This is a genomic window from Mesorhizobium sp. WSM4898 (assembly GCF_029625845.1).
Taxonomy (GTDB): Bacteria; Pseudomonadota; Alphaproteobacteria; order Rhizobiales; family Rhizobiaceae; genus Mesorhizobium.
Genome location: NZ_JARTVQ010000004.1, coordinates 470,181 through 488,493, shown reverse-complemented (window position 1 = coordinate 488,493; position 18,313 = coordinate 470,181). Strand labels below are relative to the sequence as shown.

16 protein-coding genes and 3 pseudogenes are annotated in these 18,313 nt (G+C 65.2%); 12 read left to right on the top strand and 7 right to left on the bottom strand.

All coding sequences use genetic code 11. The features are described 5' to 3' along the window. Positions 1 to 151 precede the first annotated feature (151 nt). Positions 152 to 344 (bottom strand): annotated as a pseudogene (locus P9228_RS21620) (5-carboxymethyl-2-hydroxymuconate isomerase); the annotation flags it as partial. 189 nt (positions 345 to 533) lie between these two features. On the opposite strand from P9228_RS21620, the gene hpaR reads away from it, so the two are divergent. Then, complete coding sequence (hpaR, locus tag P9228_RS21615; protein WP_095800975.1) at positions 534 to 938, top strand: homoprotocatechuate degradation operon regulator HpaR; 405 nt, start codon at positions 534 to 536, stop codon at positions 936 to 938. Here hpaR and P9228_RS21610 read toward each other — a convergent pair. Continuing rightward, complete coding sequence (locus tag P9228_RS21610) at positions 924 to 1,079, bottom strand: hypothetical protein (protein ID WP_156751111.1); 156 nt, start codon at positions 1,077 to 1,079, stop codon at positions 924 to 926. The two genes, hpaR and P9228_RS21610, sit on opposite strands and share 15 nt — an antisense overlap. On the opposite strand from P9228_RS21610, the pseudogene P9228_RS21605 reads away from it, so the two are divergent. The 8 genes and pseudogenes from P9228_RS21605 to P9228_RS21570 form a co-directional block, all read left to right on the top strand. Next, positions 1,063 to 1,347, top strand: a pseudogene (locus P9228_RS21605) (aldehyde dehydrogenase family protein); the annotation flags it as partial. The gene P9228_RS21610 and the pseudogene P9228_RS21605 sit on opposite strands and share 17 nt — an antisense overlap. A gap of 147 nt (positions 1,348 to 1,494) precedes the next feature. Continuing rightward, positions 1,495 to 1,881 carry a VOC family protein gene (locus tag P9228_RS21600; protein WP_278055455.1) on the top strand — a complete coding sequence of 129 codons (387 nt, stop codon included), beginning with the start codon at positions 1,495 to 1,497 and terminating at the stop codon, positions 1,879 to 1,881. A gap of 160 nt (positions 1,882 to 2,041) precedes the next feature. Next, positions 2,042 to 2,263 carry a hypothetical protein gene (locus P9228_RS21595; protein ID WP_095823881.1) on the top strand — a complete coding sequence of 74 codons (222 nt, stop codon included), beginning with the start codon at positions 2,042 to 2,044 and terminating at the stop codon, positions 2,261 to 2,263. 111 nt (positions 2,264 to 2,374) lie between these two features. Next, a complete protein-coding gene (locus P9228_RS21590) occupies positions 2,375 to 3,763 on the top strand; it encodes an SWIM zinc finger family protein (RefSeq protein WP_278055454.1) in 1,389 nt (462 codons plus the stop codon). Then, positions 3,760 to 5,205: a DUF5691 domain-containing protein gene (locus P9228_RS21585; RefSeq protein ID WP_278055453.1), complete on the top strand. Its 1,446-nt coding sequence runs from the start codon at positions 3,760 to 3,762 to the stop codon at positions 5,203 to 5,205. The genes P9228_RS21590 and P9228_RS21585 overlap by 4 nt, the downstream gene beginning before the upstream one ends. A gap of 19 nt (positions 5,206 to 5,224) precedes the next feature. Continuing rightward, positions 5,225 to 6,304 carry an AAA family ATPase gene (locus P9228_RS21580; protein WP_278055452.1) on the top strand — a complete coding sequence of 360 codons (1,080 nt, stop codon included), beginning with the start codon at positions 5,225 to 5,227 and terminating at the stop codon, positions 6,302 to 6,304. A gap of 3 nt (positions 6,305 to 6,307) precedes the next feature. Further along, positions 6,308 to 8,566, top strand: coding sequence for a DUF5682 family protein (locus tag P9228_RS21575; protein WP_278055451.1), 2,259 nt, complete (start codon positions 6,308 to 6,310; stop codon positions 8,564 to 8,566). Continuing rightward, the gene (locus P9228_RS21570) at positions 8,559 to 9,791 is read left to right on the top strand and encodes a VWA domain-containing protein (RefSeq protein WP_278055450.1); all 1,233 of its coding nucleotides are present in this window, start codon (positions 8,559 to 8,561) and stop codon (positions 9,789 to 9,791) included. The genes P9228_RS21575 and P9228_RS21570 overlap by 8 nt, the downstream gene beginning before the upstream one ends. A 23-nt stretch (positions 9,792 to 9,814) precedes the next feature. Here the strand turns inward: P9228_RS21570 and P9228_RS21565 are convergent, their stop codons facing one another. The 5 genes and pseudogenes from P9228_RS21565 to mtnK form a co-directional block, all read right to left on the bottom strand. Further along, complete coding sequence (locus P9228_RS21565) at positions 9,815 to 10,540, bottom strand: MgtC/SapB family protein (RefSeq protein ID WP_278055448.1); 726 nt, start codon at positions 10,538 to 10,540, stop codon at positions 9,815 to 9,817. Between the two features lie 173 nt (positions 10,541 to 10,713). Beyond that, the gene (fba, locus tag P9228_RS21560) at positions 10,714 to 11,778 is read right to left on the bottom strand and encodes a class II fructose-bisphosphate aldolase (RefSeq protein WP_067327727.1); all 1,065 of its coding nucleotides are present in this window, start codon (positions 11,776 to 11,778) and stop codon (positions 10,714 to 10,716) included. A gap of 159 nt (positions 11,779 to 11,937) precedes the next feature. Continuing rightward, positions 11,938 to 12,087, bottom strand: a pseudogene (locus P9228_RS21555) (6,7-dimethyl-8-ribityllumazine synthase); the annotation flags it as partial. Between the two features lie 7 nt (positions 12,088 to 12,094). Beyond that, on the bottom strand, positions 12,095 to 13,189 hold the full coding sequence (gene mtnA, locus P9228_RS21550) for an S-methyl-5-thioribose-1-phosphate isomerase (RefSeq protein ID WP_127214206.1): 1,095 nt from the start codon (positions 13,187 to 13,189) through the stop codon (positions 12,095 to 12,097). Continuing rightward, positions 13,186 to 14,454: an S-methyl-5-thioribose kinase gene (gene mtnK, locus P9228_RS21545; RefSeq protein ID WP_095823874.1), complete on the bottom strand. Its 1,269-nt coding sequence runs from the start codon at positions 14,452 to 14,454 to the stop codon at positions 13,186 to 13,188. The genes mtnA and mtnK overlap by 4 nt, the downstream gene beginning before the upstream one ends. Before the next feature lie 137 nt (positions 14,455 to 14,591). Between mtnK and P9228_RS21540 the strand changes: the two genes are divergently transcribed. The 3 genes from P9228_RS21540 (at position 14,592) to P9228_RS21530 (ending at position 18,270) form a co-directional block, all read left to right on the top strand. Beyond that, on the top strand, positions 14,592 to 16,103 hold the full coding sequence (locus P9228_RS21540; RefSeq protein WP_095823873.1) for a sugar ABC transporter ATP-binding protein: 1,512 nt from the start codon (positions 14,592 to 14,594) through the stop codon (positions 16,101 to 16,103). 78 nt (positions 16,104 to 16,181) lie between these two features. Then, positions 16,182 to 17,177 (top strand): ABC transporter permease, encoded by a 996-nt coding sequence (locus P9228_RS21535; RefSeq protein WP_066989394.1) that lies wholly within the window; start codon positions 16,182 to 16,184, stop codon positions 17,175 to 17,177. Positions 17,178 to 17,217: 40 nt separating this feature from the next. Further along, a complete protein-coding gene (locus P9228_RS21530; RefSeq protein WP_066988974.1) occupies positions 17,218 to 18,270 on the top strand; it encodes a substrate-binding domain-containing protein in 1,053 nt (350 codons plus the stop codon). The last annotated feature ends 43 nt before the right edge of the window (positions 18,271 to 18,313 follow it).

The window sequence follows — 18,313 nt, the reverse complement described above, 5'->3', positions numbered from 1 at the left end:
CGCGCTCCTCAAGCGCGCGCAGATAGATCGCGTCGCTGGTCTCGTCGCTCACCTGCAGGCCGAGCGTGTCGACATAGAACGCGCGCTGACCCCCGTGAAGATCGCCTCGCCGGTCCGCTTCTTCGGCTGCGGTCCCTGCCGATGCGGAAATCATGTCGATGAAGCCGTTCTCGGGGAGCCGGTCCGCGATCGCATAGGGATCTGCACGGAAGGCGCGCACCCGCGCGGCGCCGGGCTCGAACAGGCCGCGTCTCGAGGATGATGCGTGAAACGAGCGCGCAAAGCTCGCTCATCTCGACCTTCGCGTCGAGATTCGCCGAATATTCGATCCCCATGTGGGGCAAGGGCTTGGCGACCGAATGTCAAGTGCTTGGTCTCCATGTCGACGGGTCGTCGGGGACGGGATTGCCGCTCTCGGAGAAATCGCGGATATAGCTGCGATCCGAGCGTTGATTTCTGTTGCGAGTCGTACTGGACTGGAACTTTTCGGAGAGTTGACTCTGCTGCCGCCCAGCACCCGCCGTTCCCTGCCCATGGCTCTGCTTCGCGCCCGCGAAGTGATCATGGCGCATTTTCGTCCGATGCTTGCTCGCCACGACATCACCGAGCAGCAATGGCGCGTGCTGCGCGTGCTTGCCGAGACCGGTCCGCTGGAAGCGACCGAGCTCGCCAACCGCGCCTCGATCCTGCCGCCCAGCCTCACCCGCATGATCAAAGCACTGGACGAGCGCGAATTCATCACCCGCAACAAGGTCAAGGATGACGGCCGCCGCGCTCTGCTCGCCATCAGCCCGGCCGGCGTGGCGCTGATCGAGGAGCTGGCGCCCGAGCGCACCGCCATCTACGACGCCATCGAGAAGCGTTACGGCGCCGAGCAGTACGAGCGCCTGCTGGACATGCTGGAAAGCCTGATCGAGTCGGAGTCAGCGCCAGACTGACCGACTAGCCACCGAAACTCCCAGTGCGCTGGGCTGCATGTAGTTGCGCCCGACATAGAGCAGCGCCGCCTCGTCGCTGCCATGGCGGATGTCGACGACGCGGCCGAACATCACATTGTGCATGCCGGTGCTCGGCGTCATGCGCTTCGAAAGCGAGGAAGAGGCGGTGCGCCTTGCCAACGCCACCGTCTATGGTCTTGCTTGTGCCGTGTGGACCTCGAAGCTCTCGACCGCGCATCGCATGGTGCGCGCCATCAATGCCGGCGTCGTCCACGTCAACACCTATGGCGGCGCCGACATCACGGTACCGCTCGGCGGCTTCAAGCAGTCCGGCTTCGGCAGAGACAAGTCGCTGCACGCGATCGAGAAGTACACCGACCTCAAGACGGCGTGGATAGCGCTCGGATAACCCTCCGGCTTGAGGGAGGGTAGCCGGACTTTGTAGATATGCTCGCCCGAGCCGGCATGGCCGGTGTCGCCACCTGGTTGCGCCAAGGCATAGCCGATGCGACTGTGCTGCGTCGCCGTTATCGACGCTTTACGGGAGGCCAATCTGATGCTGATGGCTGTCCATCATGTCGCAATCATCTGCAATGACTATGAGACCTCCAAGCAGTTCTACACGAACAAGCTCGGTTTCGTCGTTCTGGCCGAAAACTGGCGCCCCGAAAGGCAGTCTTGGAAGTGCGATTTGCGTCACGGTCCCATCCAGATCGAACTGTTCAGTTTCCCTGATCCGCCAAGCCGGCCCAGCAGGCCCGAGGCCTGTGGATTAAGGCATATTGCATTCTCGGTCGCCTCGGTCGAGGCAACAGCCGAGCTGCTTCGGTCGCGAGACGTCGAGGTGGAGCCCATCCGAACAGATCCATACACGGGACGATTGTTTACCTTCATCGCCGATCCCGATGGACTGCCGATCGAATTTTACCAGGACGCTGTTTGACGGTGAGGAATTCGGCCGCGAAATCCGCCGGTTGCGGAACGCGAAGCGACTGGTGGAGGAGGCAGATGATGAAGTCAGGCTTGGAGAAGCTGGGGCACGACGCCAGCTGCCATCGGGACGGCGTCGGCAGCACCTAACCATCTTCGCCGCAACGGGGAAGATGAGTCATGCCTCGCCGGTCAGCCGCGCCGAGATGAGCCTCGCCGCCCTGATCGCCGCCTCGCCCGGGGGCCGCCACCGCATCGTCTACGCGCGAGACAGGGGAGGCGATGGACAGCGTGCCGATCGGCTGGCCGTCAGCGCCGAGGATCGCCGCGCCTATGCTGTGCACGCCATCCTGGTGGGTGCGCGCCTGACGATGAACAGGGCAACGCAACGTTAGACAAGACACCAACTTTTCAGCGGCTGGAGCTACACCAGCGCGCCGCAAACAGGTATCTATCGTCGCGACATCATGCTTCGGGGGTCATGAGGGAGCGGCTTGCAGCTGGATTTGAAAACAATCGAGGCGCTCGCGCCCGACCAGGCTTCGCTGGGCGCCGCCGCCAAGCTGACCAAGCGGTCCAACTGGCCCCGTCTCGAGACAAACGAACAGCTGGGCCTCATCTGGGGCGAATGCCAGGGCTCGGGAGCGAATCCCTACCGCGTCGCATTCGATGCCCGCGACCACGGCTACAAATGCACCTGTCCATCGCGAAAATTGCCGTGCAAGCACATACTGGGGCTGATGTGGATCGGCGCCACCGCGCCCGCCAGCTTCGATCGGGTCGACCAGACGCCGGAATGGGTCAATGACTGGCTCGGGCGGCGCCGCAAGCCGGGCCAGCCGCCGACGCCGGCGCCGGCAAGCGCGGAAAGCAAAAGCATCGACGAGGCGTTGCGGCCCGAGCAAAGCGCTGCCGTAGAAGACGCCGCGGCCGCCGAGCGCCGCGAGGCGGCGCAGCGCAAGCGCGCCGAGGACACGCGAAGTGCCGTGTCGGCAGCGCTCGACGAATTGGATCAGTGGGTTGCCGACCAGCTTCGGCTCGGCCTTGCCGGTTTTGTCGACGCCAGCAGCGAGCGCTGCCGCCGCATCGCGGCGCGGCTTGTAGACCTCAAGGCGACCGCTTTGGCCGGGCGTATCGACGAGCTGCCCGCGAAACTGATGGCGCTGCGCAGCGAAGAGCGGCCGGACGCCGCTATCCGAGAGCTGGGTAAGCTGGTGCTGCTCGCCAAGGCCTGGCGTGCCGCGCCCGACGATGCCGAGCTGAAGCGCCTGGTCTCGACATCCGAAACACGCGACCAGATCCTTGCCAATCCGGATGCCGTCAAGGTCGAGAGCGACTGGGAGGTGCTGGGTGAGAAGATCGAGGCCCGTCGCGACGGCCTGGTCAGCCACGCGACCTGGCTGCTCGATCTGAAAAGCCCAATCCCACGATTTGCCGTCCTCCTGGACTTCTTCCCGGCCTCGGCCGGGCGCCGCTCCGGCGCCTTCGCGCCGGGGGATCGCTTCAAGGCGAGGCTGGTGTTCTATCCATCCCGAATTCCGCTTCGCGCACTGGTCGCAGAACGCCTGGGCGATGCGTCGCCCGGCAATTGGCCCGATTTTGCTCCGAACGCTGCCGGCGATCCGCTGGCCGCCTATGCAGCTTTCCAGGACGGCGCGCCGTGGCTGTCCGACTGTCCGATCCTCCTGCCGGCGGGCGCGATCGCGCTGGACGAGAAGGATGGCGCCTGGTGGCAGGCGGCGAACGATTCGCATGGCATCGCCCTGCCAGTCGCCGGCTCCGTCAACCAGACCTTGCTTGGCCTCGATCTGACAGTCACGGCAGCACTGTGGAACGGCGCCAGGCTCGAGCTTCTGGCCTCACAAAGCAGCATCGGGAGGCTCAATCTCTCATGAACGAGCTCGAGCAGGCAGGGCTGGCGAGGCTTCGCGACAACTGGATTTCGGGCGGCGCCGCTTTCGAATTGGCGCCCGCCGAATGGAAGGAGTTCGCGGCTGCCTCCAGCTCGGACGAGCAGGAACGTCGGCTCTTGGCGATCGCCGCGCAGGCGCTGGATGTCGCGCTTCGGCCGGCGGCGCCCAAAACCTTGAAACGCCGTCCGCCGCTGCCGATGCTCGCGCTGCCGATGCTTCCTGATTGGCTGCGACCGTTGCTGCGTGCCGCATTGAAATACGCCGCTGATGCGAGGCTCAAGACCCGCGTGGCCACACTCGTCGCCAGCCGAGGCTTCGTGCTGCATCCGATGGATTGGATGCCTGCTGCGTCGGATCAGGAAAGCCCAGATATCTATGCTCCCTGGGTCGACTGGCAAGCAGGCGCGGATGGCGACAGGCAGTCTCGACGAGGACAACTCACCGCTGAAACCTGGGATGATTTTTATCCTGCGGCGCGCCGTACAGCTTTGGTCGAATTACGGCGCACCATGCCTGTCTTGGCGCGGACGTTGATTGAGACCAAGGGAGCGAGCGAGCCGGCGGAGGTCAGGCTTGCGCTCGTGGAGCTGATGCGCTTCGGCTTGAGTGCCGATGACATTCCATTTCTAAAGAGCCTGTCCGCCGATCGCTCAGGCAAGGTGCGCGAAACGGCCGGCCGGCTCCTGGCAAGGTTGGGTGAACGTAGCGATCCAGCGGATGGCGCGTCGAAAGATCCGATAGCCGAGCTCGCCGGTTTCATTGAGGAAGGCAAATCCGGCTTCATCCGCCGCCGCACCACCTACACGCCGATAAAACCCAAGTCGCCTGCGCAAAAGTCGCGTCGCGCCGACCTGTTCGCGTCCTGTTACTTCGGCGATCTCGTCGCCCATTTCGGCAAGACTGAGCCCGATTTCATTGGCGCATGGCAGTTCGGCGTCGATGAGGGTGCCGATCTCTTTCTCGTTCGAATGACCGCGGTGTCCGGCAGCGATGCGGCGGTCGCCTGTTTGGCGGATTTGCTTGCCGCCGCCGGCGGCAGGCTGGCGCTTCTCGTCCTCCAGCTCATGTCGCGTTTGGACAACGACAGGAAGCGTGTCCTGATCAGGCAGATCCTCGATGATGGGCAAAATCTGGCCGCGCTCAACCTGGTCGAAGGCGCGGAAGCGGGCTGGCTGGCATGGAGCGACCTCGCAAAAGGCAAGACGATTCCAGCGCTGCGTTCCGCCGTCTCGGGTGACAACGACGTCATGAAACGAAGCGCCGAGCAATATCTCGAGACCCTGGGCTTTCTGGCCAATCCGGAGGCGGCGGAAAAATTGATCGACGAGGTGATCGCCGCCGGCCTGTCGCCCGCTTCCCCATCCCTCGGCCTGCTGCGGCTCAATGCGGCGCTGGCCGGAAACCCTTCGCAATCCGAGAGATGATGAACCCGGAGAAGATCGCATGAACGCAGCCATCCGCCTTCCGGCCGAGCAGGTCTATGCCTCCGAACTGCAGGCGCTCGCGCGCGACGACGACCGCCAGAAGCCTGCCGGCTGGAGCCTGTCGCCCAAGGCCGTCCTCACTTACCTGATGGGTGGCAAGGCGGGCGACGGCACGCTTATCACCCCGAAATATGTCGGACGTCGGCAATTGATGGAAACCGCGGTGGCGACGCTCGCGACCGACCGGGCGCTGCTCCTGCTCGGCGTGCCGGGAACGGCAAAATCCTGGGTCTCGGAACATCTCGCCGGCGCCATCATGGGAAACTCGACGCTGATCGTGCAATGCACGGCCGGCACCGATGAGAATCAGATCCGCTACGGCTGGAACTATGCGCAGCTCTTGGCAAAGGGGCCGAGCCAGGAGGCGCTGGTGCCGACGCCGCTCTACCGCGCCATGCAGGAAGGCAAGCTCTGCCGCCTGGAGGAACTGACGCGAATGGGCTCCGACGTGCAGGACACGCTGATCACCGTGCTGTCCGAAAAAATGATGCCGGTGCCGGAGCTGAACACCTCGATTTACGCGCAGCGCGGTTTCAACATCATCGCCACCGCGAACAATCGCGACAAGGGCGTCAACGAACTCTCCTCGGCGCTGAAGCGCCGTTTCAATGTCGTGGTGCTGCCGCTGCCGGAGGACATGGCGGAAGAGGTCTCGATCGTGTCCCGGCGCGTCGGCGAGATGGCCGGCGGACTGGACCTGCCGGTGCCGAAAAATGTCGGCGAGGAGATCGCGCGCGTGCTGACCATCTTCCGCGAGCTGCGCTCCGGCGCGACCGCCGACGGCAAGGTGACGCTGAAGACGCCGTCGGGCTCGCTCTCCACCGCCGAGGCGATCGCCACGATGATCAGCGGCCTCAGCCAGGCGGCCTGGTTCGACCGCGGCAAGCTCCACGCCGAAGGCCTGGCGCCAAGCCTGGTCGGCGCCATCGTCAAGGACCCGGTCCAGGACAAGGTCGTGCTTGAGGAATATTTGGAGACGGTGCTGAAGAAGCGGCCGGACTACGCCGGTTATTACGCGGCGCTCAACGCGGCCATCTGAGCCATGACGCAAGGCGGCATCAGCTATTTCGGCATTCGCCATCATGGGCCGGGCTCCGCCGCGAGCCTGGTTAGAGCGTTGCAGGAATTGCAGCCGGCCGCCGTGCTGATCGAGGGGCCGGTGGATGCCTCGCCCTTGCTGCCCCTGCTTGCCAGCCCGGACATGAAGCCGCCGGTGGCACTGCTTTGCTACCCCGAGGACGATCCCGCCGCGACGCGCTTCTGGCCCTTCCCCGAATTCTCTCCCGAATATCAGGCGGCGCTGTGGGCTGTCGCCAACAAGGCGGCGCTGCGTTTCATCGACTTGCCGTCCGCCGCGCGGCTTGCCGAGCACGGACCCGAGGGTTCGACCGACGCCGATGCGGACGAACCGGAGGCCACCGAAAAGCAGAGCGAAGCAAGCTCACGGATCCTTGATCCGATCGGCACTTTGGCGCGCGCCGCCGGCTATGAGGACGGCGAAAGCTGGTGGTCCGATATCATTGAGCAGAATCCCGCACCCGGGCCGATCTTTGCTGCCATCGCCGACGCGATGACGACGCTGCGCGACGGCGAGACGTCCATTGGCAAGTTCGAGGCCATGCGCGAGGCGCATATGCGGCTGGAGATCGCCGCTGCGCGCAAAGAAATCGACGGGCCGCTGGCCGTCGTTTGCGGCGCGTGGCATGTGCCCGCCCTGCAAGCTGCGCATCCGCAAAAGAGCGACCAGGCACTGCTCAAAGGCATCGGCCGGCGCAAGACCGCCATGACCTTCGCGCCATGGACCGGACCGCGGCTGGCGCTGGGCTATGGCTACGGCGCCGGTGTCGTCGCGCCGGGCTGGAGCAAGCACCTGTGGCAGACGCGCGGGCAGGATGACGCTTCGGTGCTGTGGCTCGCGCGGATCGCTTCGGTTCTCAGGGCCAAGGGCCATATAATTTCGACCGCCTCGCTGATCGAGGCGGAGCGTCTGGCGCGGGCGCTTGCCGCCATACGCGAGCGCCCGAAACCGGGTTTCGAGGAACTGCGTGAGGCCTCGATCGCGGCGCTCTTCAACGGCGAGGCCTTGCTGTGGAAGATGGTCGAGGCCGAGCTGCTGCTCGGCGCCGATGTCGGCGAGATTCCAGCCGACACGCCGCTCGCGCCGCTGATCGATGATTTGCAGCGCAACCAGAAGGCCGCGCGGCTCAAGCCTGAAGCACTGGAGCGCGAGCTCTCCATCGACCTGCGCAGCGAGAGCGGTCTCTTTCGGTCGACGCTTCTGCACCGGCTGAACGTGCTCGGCGTGAACTGGGGCAGGCTGACGGATGTCGGCCGCAGCCGCGGCACGTTCCGCGAGCGCTGGCTGCTGGCCTGGCAGCCGGAATACGCCGTGCGCCTGGTCGAAAACCTGATTTACGGACCGACCATCGAGAAGGCCGCCAACGGCCGGCTTGTCCAGATGATCGGCGCCGCTTCGACGCTCGATGCTCTGGCCACGCTGGTGCAAAGCGCGATCACCGCCGCCTTGAGCGAGGCGTCCGCGGCCGGCCTCGCCGCGCTCGAGGAGAAGGCGGCGCATAGCAGCGAATGCCTGGAGCTCCTTGCGTCGGTGCCCCCACTTGCCGACATCATCCGCTATGGCGAAGCGCGCAAAACCGAGACGCAGCGGCTTGCCGGCCTCTTGGAGCGGTTGGTCATCGAAGGCGCGATCGCGCTGCCTTACGCCGCGCGCGATCTCGACGCGCAGGCCGCCGCAGCGCTGATGGCGGCGCTGCGCAAGGCCGACGAGGCGATCAGGCTGGTCGAACCGGACGAGCATGTCCTGGATGCCTGGCGGAACGGCCTTGCGGCCGTGCTCGATTCATCGCGCTCGACGGCGCTCGTTGCTGGCTGCGCCGCACATCTGCTCTACGAGGCCGGGCACCTCTCGGTCGAGGCCACGGCCGGCCTTTTGGCAAAGCGGCTGTCGCCCGGAACGCCGGTCATCGATGCCGCCGCCTTTTTCGAAGGCTTCTTCAGCGGCGCCGGCCAGAGGCTGATCTATGACGAGGGGCTGCGCGGCGCTGTCGATTCCTGGCTGGCATCGCTCGACGAGGACGCCTTCGTTGCGCATCTGCCTTTGCTGCGCCGCGTATTTTCCAATCTCGACAGCATGGAGCGCCGCCGCCTGATCGAGGCCGTGCTCGGCCGCAGGGCGAGCCTGCCCGCCGGACTGACGCCGGCACCCGATGGCGGCGAGGCCTGGCGCCGGCATTTTGGTCTCCTCGGCAAGCTGCTCACGGGGGAGCTCAACCATGGATGATGAAACGGTCGGACCCGATCTTCACCCGATCGAAGGGACGCGGGAGCGCCGTTGGCGCCTGGCGATCGGCGCCGACGATGAGTCCTCCTCGGCGCTGTCGCAGGAGGACCGGCGGCTTTCGGCAGCCCTCGATGCGCTCTACGGCGACGGCAGCGGCCACGCCGGCGATCCGCGCAAGCGGCGCGGCGGGCTTGGCCGCTCGGCGCCGCGCGTCGCGCAATGGATGGGCGATATCCGCTCCTTCTTCCCCGAGCAGGTGGTCCAGGTCGTGCAGAAGGACGCCTTCGAGCGCCTGAACCTGAAGCAGATGCTGATGGAGCCGGAATTCCTCAAGGCGATCGAGGCCGACGTCAATCTCGTTGCCGATCTGGTCTCGTTGCGCTCGGCGATGCCGGAAAAGACCAAGGACATTGCCCGCTCGATCATTTCCGACATCGTCGCCAAGCTGATGCAGCGTCTCGAGCAGAAGACCGCCGAGGCGATCCGCGGCGCGCTCGACCGTTCAAGGCGCACCAACCGGCCGCGGCAGCGCGACATCGACTGGCCGCGCACGATCGCGGCGAACCTTCGCCACTACCAGCCAGACCACAAGACCGTGGTGCCGGAAAAGCTCGTCGGCTTCATGCGCCGCCAGCGTCGGCTGGTCGACCTCGACGAAGTGACGCTCTGCGTCGATCAGTCCGGCTCGATGGCAAGTTCGGTCATCTACGCCTCGATCTTCGCGGCCGTGATGGCCTCCTTGCCGGTCGTGCGCACCAAGCTGGTCTGCTTTGACACCGCGATCGTCGATCTGACCGACGAGCTCAGCGATCCGGTCGAGGTGCTGTTCGGCGTCCAGCTCGGCGGCGGAACCGACATCAACCAGGCGGTCGCTTATTGCGCCGAGCGCATCGAGCGGCCGACCAAGGCGCATTTCGTCCTCATCACAGACCTCTACGAAGGCGGCAACGGTCACCAACTGCTTCGTCGGCTGGCTGCGCTGGTGCGGTCGGGCGTCAATGTCGTTGTGCTCCTGGCGCTCACCGACCAGGGCCGTCCCGGCTACGACTCCTCCATGGCCGGCTCGGTCGCGGCGTTGGGCGTCCCGGTCTTCGCCTGCACGCCGGACCACTTTCCCGACATGATGGCGGCGGCGCTGCGCCGGGAGGACATCGGCGCCTGGGCGGCGGGAGCGGACATCAAGCTTGTTCGCCCGGATTCGGAAACGCCAAGCGCAGCCGAATAGGTTCGCCACCCTTCTGACGCTGATCAGGGCGCTTTCTCGCTGATCAATTCAAACCGCTCGATCTCGCAGTGTTGGCCGACCAGCGCCAGCACCTCAGTTGACGGCTCGACTGCATCTGGCTGCCGCCATTTGACTTGGAAGGAAAACACGAAGCGGTCGCGGTCGGCATCGTGCTCCATGCCAACGAAGCGGGCATCGTATCCGAGCGGCCGTACGATCTCCTGGAGGTCGGGCGGGGCTGTCTTCGGCCATGAGACCGCAAGGATCGCCTTATGGTCGCGCGGGATCTTGAGATCGACCCACTTCAGGGCCTGCAGCGTCACCAGCGTCAATGCTGTAGCAATCGCGCCGAGGCCGAACTGGCCGCCGCCGAAGGCCAGCCCGATCATCGTCATGATCCACATGGTGGCGGCGGTGGTCACTCCGGTGACGAGATCGCCGCGCCTGAGGATGGCGCCGCCGCCGATGAAGCCGACGCCGGTGAGCACGCCGAGCGCAAAGCGCAGCACATCCATGCGCACGAATGAGGCCGGTCCCTTGCCGGCAACGTCGAGCAGCATGTTGGCCTGGACCATGGCGACGCAAGCCGCGAGGCCGACCAGGATGGTCGTCCGCAGGCCGGCGGAATGGCCGCGTGCCTCGCGATTCAAGCCGATGAGGAAGCCCGCGACCAGCGTCAGCAACAGCCGCGCAACGAGATCCGGCCAGGTCGGATGAAGCGGCATGTCGCAGCAGAGCGGCTCGAGCATTTCCCGTCGGCGACGCCGGTCGGCGCACCCTCCATTGCGTCAGGACACAACTAAGCTCGGCCATGGATGGTTCCTTGGCCAATGCCAATGACGTCAGGTTCGCGGAATTGGTGCCGTGGGAGGGCGGGGATGCTCCCGCGACCGGCTGGAACCCGGTCGCGGGAGGAGGTGGCTCAGCCGAACTTCGGGTCGAGGCTGCCGGCCTTGTAACGCTTGGCCATTTCCGACAACGGGATCGGCTTGATCTTCGGCGCGTTGCCGGCAGTGCCGAACTGCTCGAAGCGTTCCTTGCAGAGCTTCTTCATCGCCGCCATGGCCGGCGTCAGATATTTGCGCGGATCGAACTCGGAAGGGTTCTCGGTCAGCACTTTGCGGATCGCGCCGGTCAGCGCCATGCGGTTGTCGGTGTCGATGTTGATCTTGCGCACGCCGTGCTTGATGCCGCGCTGGATCTCTTCCACCGGCACGCCCCAGGTCGGCTTCATCTGGCCGCCATATTTGTTGATGATCTCCTGCAGCTCCTCCGGCACCGATGACGAGCCGTGCATGACCAGATGCATGTTGGGCAGGCGGCGATGGATCTCCTCGATCACGTTCATCGCCAGCACCGCGCCATCCGGCTTGCGCGAGAATTTGTAGGCGCCGTGGCTGGTGCCCATGGCCACCGCCAGCGCATCGACATGGGTGTCGCGCACGAACTGCTCGGCTTGCACCGGGTCTGTAAGCAACTGATCGTGGCTGATGGCGCCTTCGACGCCGTGGCCGTCCTCCTGCTCGCCGCCGCCGCTCTCCAGCGAGCCGAGCACGCCGATCTCGCCTTCCACCGAGACACCGCCCCAATGCGCCATATCGACGACGCGGCGCGTGATGCCTGAATTATAGGCGTAGTCGGCCGGCGACTTGCCGTCTTCCTTCAGCGAACCGTCCATCATCACCGAGGTGAAGCCGTACTGGATCGCGGTGACGCAGGTCGCTTCGTTGTTGCCGTGGTCGAGATGCATGCAGACCGGAATGTCGGGGTGAATCTCGACCAGCGCGTCGATCAGCTTGGCCAGCACCACATCGTTGGCGTAGGCGCGCGCCCCGCGGCTCGCCTGGAGGATGACCGGCGACTTGGTCTCCTCGGCCGCCTCCATGATGGCGAGGCCCTGTTCCATGTTGTTCATGTTGAAGGCAGGCACGCCATAGCCTTGTTCGGCGGCATGGTCGAGCAATTGTCTCAGTGTGATGCGAGCCAACGAATAGTCTCCCGTATCTGGTTCGAGCCCGTGTTTGAAAAGGCCGGCCCGGGCGGGCGGCCCCGTTGCTTCTGGCCGGATTTCTGACCTACCGCAACCTTTTGAAGCCCTTTCGGCCGCAATTCTTGTTGCAGGGCTGAAATCCGGCCCGAGTCGAGTCTAAGCAGCGATCCGCTCGCGCGCGGCAAGGATTTCGACGCAGGCCTTCGCCGCTTCCTTGCCCTTCACCAAAAAATGCTCGTGGGAGAAGCGGCGGTGCTCGGCGCTCTCATGATAGTTGTGCGGCGTGAGCACGGCCGAGAGCACCGGGCGAAGATTAGCTGCGCTCGGGAAACATTGCCTTCAGCGCCTCGCGCGAAGCCTTCGCCACGCCGCGCTCGGTGATCAGCCCTGTCACCAGCCGAGCCGGCGTCACGTCGAAGGCGGGGTTTGCCGCCGGCGTTGCGTCGGGCGAGACGCGCACCTGCGCGACCTTGCCGTCGGCCGTCCTACCCCACACCAGCGAAACCTCGTCACTCGCGCGCTCCTCGATCGGGATTTCCGCAAGCCCGTCGGCGACCGTCCAGTCGATGGTGGGCGAGGGGAGCGCGACATAGAAAGGGACGTCGTTGTCGGCGGCGGCTAAAGCCTTGAGATAGGTGCCGATCTTGTTGCAGACGTCGCCATTGGCCGTCGTGCGGTCGGTGCCGACGATCACCATGTCGATGTCGCCATGCTGCATCAGATGCCCGCCGGCGTTATCGACGATCAGCGTGTGCGGCACGCCGTGGCCGGCCATTTCCCAGGCGGTCAGCTGGGCGCCCTGGTTGCGCGGCCTGGTCTCGTCGACATAGACGTGGACCGGAATGCCGGCTTCCGTCGCCAGATAGATTGGCGCCGTGGCGGTGCCGTAGTCGACCGTCGCCAGCCAACCGGCATTGCAATGGGTGAGAATGTTGACCGCCTCGCCAGGCTTCTTTTTCGCCGCGATCTCCTTGATGATGGCAAGCCCGTTCTCGCCGATGGCGCGATTGAGCCCGACATCCTCGTCTGCGATCTCGGCGGCGCGCCGGTAGGCGGCCTCGGCGCGCTCTCCCGGCGCCAGCGGCTTCAGAAAACGCCGCATCTCGTCCAGCGCCCAGCGCAGGTTGATCGCCGTCGGTCGCGTTTTGTGCAGCGTCTCCCACGCCGCGTCGAGCGCTTCGTCCGAGGGATCGTCGGTCATCTGGATGGCGACGCCGTAGGCGGCGGTGACGCCGATCAGCGGCGCGCCGCGCACCCACATGTCGCGGATCGCGGTGGCGATGCCGGGAACCGTTCCGATCGTCTCGACGCGAAACTCATGCGGCAGCCAGCGCTGGTCGATGATCTCGACCGAGCGTTTGTCGTCGCTGAGCCAAATTGTACGATAGTGGCGTTCGCCGACGTTCAAAGGCTCTTCTCCTGTTCGACCAGCGCGGCCAATGCGTTGACCTCGTCGATGCTGTGGATCTGACGCCGGTTCACGGCGATGTGGCGGCCGAAGCGCAGCGCCTTTGCTTCACATTTGGCGCGAAGGTCTGCGTCGGCAATGGTCTCGAAATCGGCATTGTGGGCGAGACCGAGGATACGTCGGTGCACCTCGATGCCGGCGAAGCCGAGCAGGTCGGTCCAGATGCCGGAAAGCATGTGGTCGAGCGCCTGTTCGGAACCGAGCAGGTCGCCCTGATCCTCGAACAGGCTCTTCTGGTAGAGGATGCCGGTGCGCTCGGTTCGCCACAAATGCGAAAACTCGGCGCGGAACACCGCCCAGCTCTCGGCCGTGACCTTAAGCAGGTAGGCGCGCATCGAATCCCGGCTACCTTTCTGCTCATGGCCCCGCTGCGAGAAGAAGGCCATCCAGAAATTGGCGAGCAGCATGCCGACGTCGAAGGCGATCGGGCCGTAGAAGGCGAATTCCGGATCGATCATCCGGGTCTCGGTGTCGGTCACCATGATCGAACCGGAATGCAGGTCGCCATGCAGCAGTGTTTCGGCATTGGCGGCGAATAGGTGCTTGAGCCGCTGCGCCTCGACCTTGAGGTCGCGGTCGGCGCGCAATTCGGCCACCAGGCGGTCGAGCTGCGGGCTGGTGTGCCGGTTCATCTCGGCGTCGAAATAGGGATCGGAGAACACCAGGTTCTCGGTGATGTCGCAGAGCTCGACATTGTCGGCGAACAGCGCGAGATCGGCCTTGCGCTCTTTTGTCGGCATTGAGAGGTCCGAGCCGCGGAACAGCGTGCGGGCCATGAACAGGCCGATGTCGCGCGCAATGTTCGGCAGCTCGCGGCCGTCGATCAGCGCGCGACGCAGGATGATGTAGGGCGGCGCCAGATACTCCATGACAATAAGCGCCTGGTCCTCGTCGAAATAATAGATCGCCGGCACCGAGCCTGGCGCTCGGCGCTGTTGCCTCGTCAGCGCGTGATACTCGAAGAAAGCGCGCTTCAAAGGCAGCGGCCAGCTGTCGCCGACCAGGCGCACATAGGGCAGCGCCTGCTTGACCACCGCCGCGCCCTGGTCGCCCTCGACGATGAAAACGAGGTTCAGATTGCCGTCGCCGACCTCGCGTACTTTCCAGTGGCCGGCGTCCTTGCCAATGCGCTCGGTCAGCGCCGTGGTCTCGCCGAGGCGCTGCGGCAGCGTCTCCACCGACAATGCTTCGAACTTCCCGGTCATCCTCTCCCTCCTGCGCGTGGTGTCCCACGATAACGGAGCCATGGCGGCCGGGCCAAGCTAGGCAGCGCTCTGGCAATTGTCAATCGTGTTGACAATTGCCGAGTGAGCCCATAGCGTCATGGATCAGGGAGGAACGAATGGGCGCAGATGCCGTGTTCCGTGTGGGCGGCCTGAGGAAATCCTTCGGCCAGAACGAAGTGCTTGGCGGCATCGCGCTGGATCTCTATGCGGGCGAGGTCACCGTGCTGATGGGCGCCAACGGCGCCGGCAAATCCACCCTGGTCAAGATCGTCAGCGGCGTCTACGCGCGCGGCGGCGGCACGATGCGGCTCGCCGGCCAGGCCTTCGATCCCGGCTCGCCGGCAGAAGCGATCCGCGCCGGCGTCGTCACCGTTCATCAGAACATCAATGACGGCGTTGTCGCCGATCTCGACGTCGCCACCAACCTGACCCTCGACCGGCTGAGCGGCAAGGGTGCATCGCTGCTGTTCAAGCCCGCCAATGTCCGCGTCGAAGCCAGGACCGTCGCCGACCGCATGGGGCTTACGCTCGATCTTAAGGCACGTGTCGCGGACCTCTCGCTCGCCGATCGTCAGATGGTCGCGATTGCCCGCGCCATGGCGCACCAGCCGAAAGTGCTGATCCTCGACGAGCCGACCTCCTCGCTGTCGAGCGCCGAGGCCGACCGGCTGTTTGCGCTGATCGACAGGCTGCGCGGGCAGGGTGTCGCGATGCTCTATATCTCGCATCGCATGTCCGACATCAGGCGCTTGGCAGACCGCATCGTCTCGATGCGTGACGGCGTCGTCTCCGGCGTGTTCGACCGGAAGCCGCTCGACTATGAGGGCGCGGTCAATGCCATGCTCGGCCGCAAGATACTGCTCGACCGCGTCATTGCCAGAAGCTCGGCGCGCGCGGTCTTCACCGCCCAAGGCCTGCAGCTGGCGCCCGGCGCCAGACCGATCTCGATGACGCTCGGCGCTGGGGAGGTGGTGGCGATCACCGGCCTGGTCGGCGTCGGCAAGACGGCGCTCGCCGAAACTTTGTTCGGCGTGCGCAGGCCGCTCGCCGGCACCATGCATATGGACGGCAAGCCCTACGCACCGGGATCCGCGCGCGAGGCGATCGCTGCCGGCGTCTTCCTTGTGGCCAAGGACCGCGCGATGAGCGGCATCGTCGGCGGCTTCAACATCGAACGCAACATCAGCCTGCCGTTTCTCAAGCGCATGTCCGGCTTCGGCGTCATGAAGAAGCGGGCAGAGCGGGCTGCCGCACGCCGCCAGATCGACGAGCTCGGCATCGTCTGCCGCTCCGAGAAGGACGAGCTTTCCGCGCTTTCGGGCGGCAACCAGCAGAAGGTGATGGTGGCGCGCTGGATGTCGCAGGCCTCGCGCCTGTTCATCCTCGACGAGCCGTTCCAGGGCGTCGATATCTCGGCTCGGCGCGACATCGCAACCAAGCTCAGGGCGAGCGCCGATGGCCGCGCCACACTGCTCTTCGTCACCGAGATCGACGAGGCCCTGGAGACCGCCGACCGCATCCTGGTGATGTCGGAGCACGCGATCGTCGGCGAGCACAGGAACGATGACATCGATCTCGATCGGCTGCTGGCTGAGGTGGCCGGCGGGCCGCTCACCAGCGCGGCGTGAGATCGTATGGATGACGAGACTTGGAGTGCAGGCATGAGTTCCAGTTTGGCGGAGAGGGCAGCAGCGCGGGGGCGTTCGATAACATTGCGCGACTATGCGATCCGCTATGGTTTCATCATCCTGCTGGTCGGGCTGATCGCCTATTTCGCGATCGCCGCCGACGGCTTCGCCTCGCCGCAAAGCGCCGTCTTCATCTTCCAGTCGGTCGCCATCACCGGCGTGCTGGCACTCGGCGTCACCGCGACACTTGTCGTCGGCGGCTTCGATCTGTCGATCGGCTCGGTCGCCACCAGCGCCATGATGGCGGCTTCCTATGCCATGGTTGTGCTGGAGCAGAACGCCGTCGTCGCCGTCATCGCCTGCCTCGTGATCGGCGCGGTCGTCGGCCTCATCAACGGCTGGCTCATTGTCTACATGCGCGTGCCGGATCTGCTCGCGACGCTCGGCATGATGTTCCTGCTGCTCGGCCTGCAACGCATTCCGACCGAAGGCCGCTCGATCGCCACCGGCATGACGATGCCCGACGGCTCGGTCGCCAACGGCAAGTTCTCGGAAGCCTTCCTGGCGCTCGGCCGCCACCGCATCGACTTCTTCATTCCGAACCTGATCCCGGTCTCGGTGGTGGTGCTGGTCGTGCTCGCCGCGCTCATCTGGTTCTTCCTCGAATACACCCGCTTCGGCCGCATGATGTATGCCGTCGGCAGCAACGAACGCGCCGCCGAACTGGCCGGCGCGCCTGTCAAGGCATACAAGATCTGGGCCTATGTCATTTCGGGAGTTTTTGCCTCGATCGGCGGGATTTTGCTCGCTGCCCGGCTTGGACGCGGCGATATCGCCTCGGGTAATAATTTGCTGCTCGACGCAGTAGCGGCGGCGCTTATCGGCTACGCGGTGCTCGGCGCCGCCAAGCCGAACGCTTTCGGCACGGCCGTCGGCGCGGTGTTCGTCGGCGTCCTGCTGCAGGGCCTGACGATGATGAACGCCCCTTACTACACGCAGGATTTCGTCAAGGGCGCGGTTCTCGTCGTCGCCCTTGTCTTCACCTTCGCCCTTTCCGGCAGGGGCAAGAGATAGTTTCGACCGGGGCATTGAGAACAAAACGGAGGAAGACGAAGTGAGCATCACAAGGAGACTTTTAGGGAAGGCCGCACTCGGCCTCGCGGGCGCGGCGCTGCTCATGCAGGGCACAGCATTGGCGGCGGACCGTCCGGCGCCATTCGACAAGCCGGGCGTCAAGATCGCGCTGGTGCGCTATCTCTCCACCGGTGACTTCTTCCAGGCCTATCTCTCCGGCGTCGAGGCGCAGGCCAAGGCGCTCGGCGTCGATCTGCGCGTGCTGGACAGCCGCCAGGACGCAGCGCTCCAGGCCGACATGGTCGACCAGGCGATCGCGCTCGGCGTGCAGGGCATCATCATCCAGCACGGCCTGACGGAATCGATGAAGGACGCCGCCCAGCGCGCCGTCGACGCGGGCATCAAGGTCGTCGCCTTCGACGTCAATGTCGAGAACCCGAAGATCCCGCAGATCGAGCAGTCCGACCGCGATCTCGCGCGACTCGCGCTCGAACAGGCGGTCAAGGACAATGGCGACGCCTGGAAAGCCGGCTATGTCTATGTCGCCGGCATCGCCCCGCTCGACCGCCGCAACGAAACCTGGGTCGACGTGAAGAAGAAACATTCCGGCATCAGCGAGGTCGCCATGTTCGGCACGCTCGACAATCCGATCGCCAATTCCGTCGCCAACCAGGCGCGCTCGGTGCTGCAGGCGCATCCCGATATCAAGGTGATGTTCGCGCCTTACGACGAGTTCGCCAAGGGGGTGAAGATCGCCGTCGACGAAGCCGGCCTGAACAAGGGCATCAAGATCTACTCAGCCGACATATCGACGTCCGACATCGCCGCGATGCGCGAGCCGGACAGCGCCTGGGCCGCCACCGCCGCCACCAACCCGGCAGTCGTCGGCCAGGTCTCGGTGCGCGCGCTGGCGCAACTGCTCGCCGGCGAGGATCCCGGCCACAACGTCATCGTGCCGCCGACGCTGATCACCCAGAAGGAACTTATCGACAAGGACATCAAGAACATGGAAGACCTGTCGGCCAAGCTGCCGCAGTTCGCCCATGCCGATGTCGCCATGCCGGCCTGGATGCCGAACCCCAACGCCAAGTAGGCCACGCGCCTGAAGGCAAGAGCGGCTCTCGGGCCGCTCTTTT

What these genes read in the sequence shown, in the direction of transcription:
- hpaR (WP_095800975.1), top strand. Translation starts at nt 534, where the DNA reads ATGGCTCTGCTTCGCGCCCGCGAAGTGATCATGGCGCATTTTCGTCCG.
- P9228_RS21610 (WP_156751111.1), bottom strand. Translation starts at nt 1,079, where the DNA reads ATGACGCCGAGCACCGGCATGCACAATGTGATGTTCGGCCGCGTCGTC.
- P9228_RS21600 (WP_278055455.1), top strand. Translation starts at nt 1,495, where the DNA reads ATGCTGATGGCTGTCCATCATGTCGCAATCATCTGCAATGACTATGAG.
- P9228_RS21595 (WP_095823881.1), top strand. Translation starts at nt 2,042, where the DNA reads ATGAGTCATGCCTCGCCGGTCAGCCGCGCCGAGATGAGCCTCGCCGCC.
- P9228_RS21585 (WP_278055453.1), top strand. Translation starts at nt 3,760, where the DNA reads ATGAACGAGCTCGAGCAGGCAGGGCTGGCGAGGCTTCGCGACAACTGG.
- P9228_RS21580 (WP_278055452.1), top strand. Translation starts at nt 5,225, where the DNA reads ATGAACGCAGCCATCCGCCTTCCGGCCGAGCAGGTCTATGCCTCCGAA.
- P9228_RS21575 (WP_278055451.1), top strand. Translation starts at nt 6,308, where the DNA reads ATGACGCAAGGCGGCATCAGCTATTTCGGCATTCGCCATCATGGGCCG.
- P9228_RS21570 (WP_278055450.1), top strand. Translation starts at nt 8,559, where the DNA reads ATGGATGATGAAACGGTCGGACCCGATCTTCACCCGATCGAAGGGACG.
- P9228_RS21565 (WP_278055448.1), bottom strand. Translation starts at nt 10,540, where the DNA reads ATGCTCGAGCCGCTCTGCTGCGACATGCCGCTTCATCCGACCTGGCCG.
- mtnK (WP_095823874.1), bottom strand. Translation starts at nt 14,454, where the DNA reads ATGACCGGGAAGTTCGAAGCATTGTCGGTGGAGACGCTGCCGCAGCGC.
- P9228_RS21540 (WP_095823873.1), top strand. Translation starts at nt 14,592, where the DNA reads ATGGGCGCAGATGCCGTGTTCCGTGTGGGCGGCCTGAGGAAATCCTTC.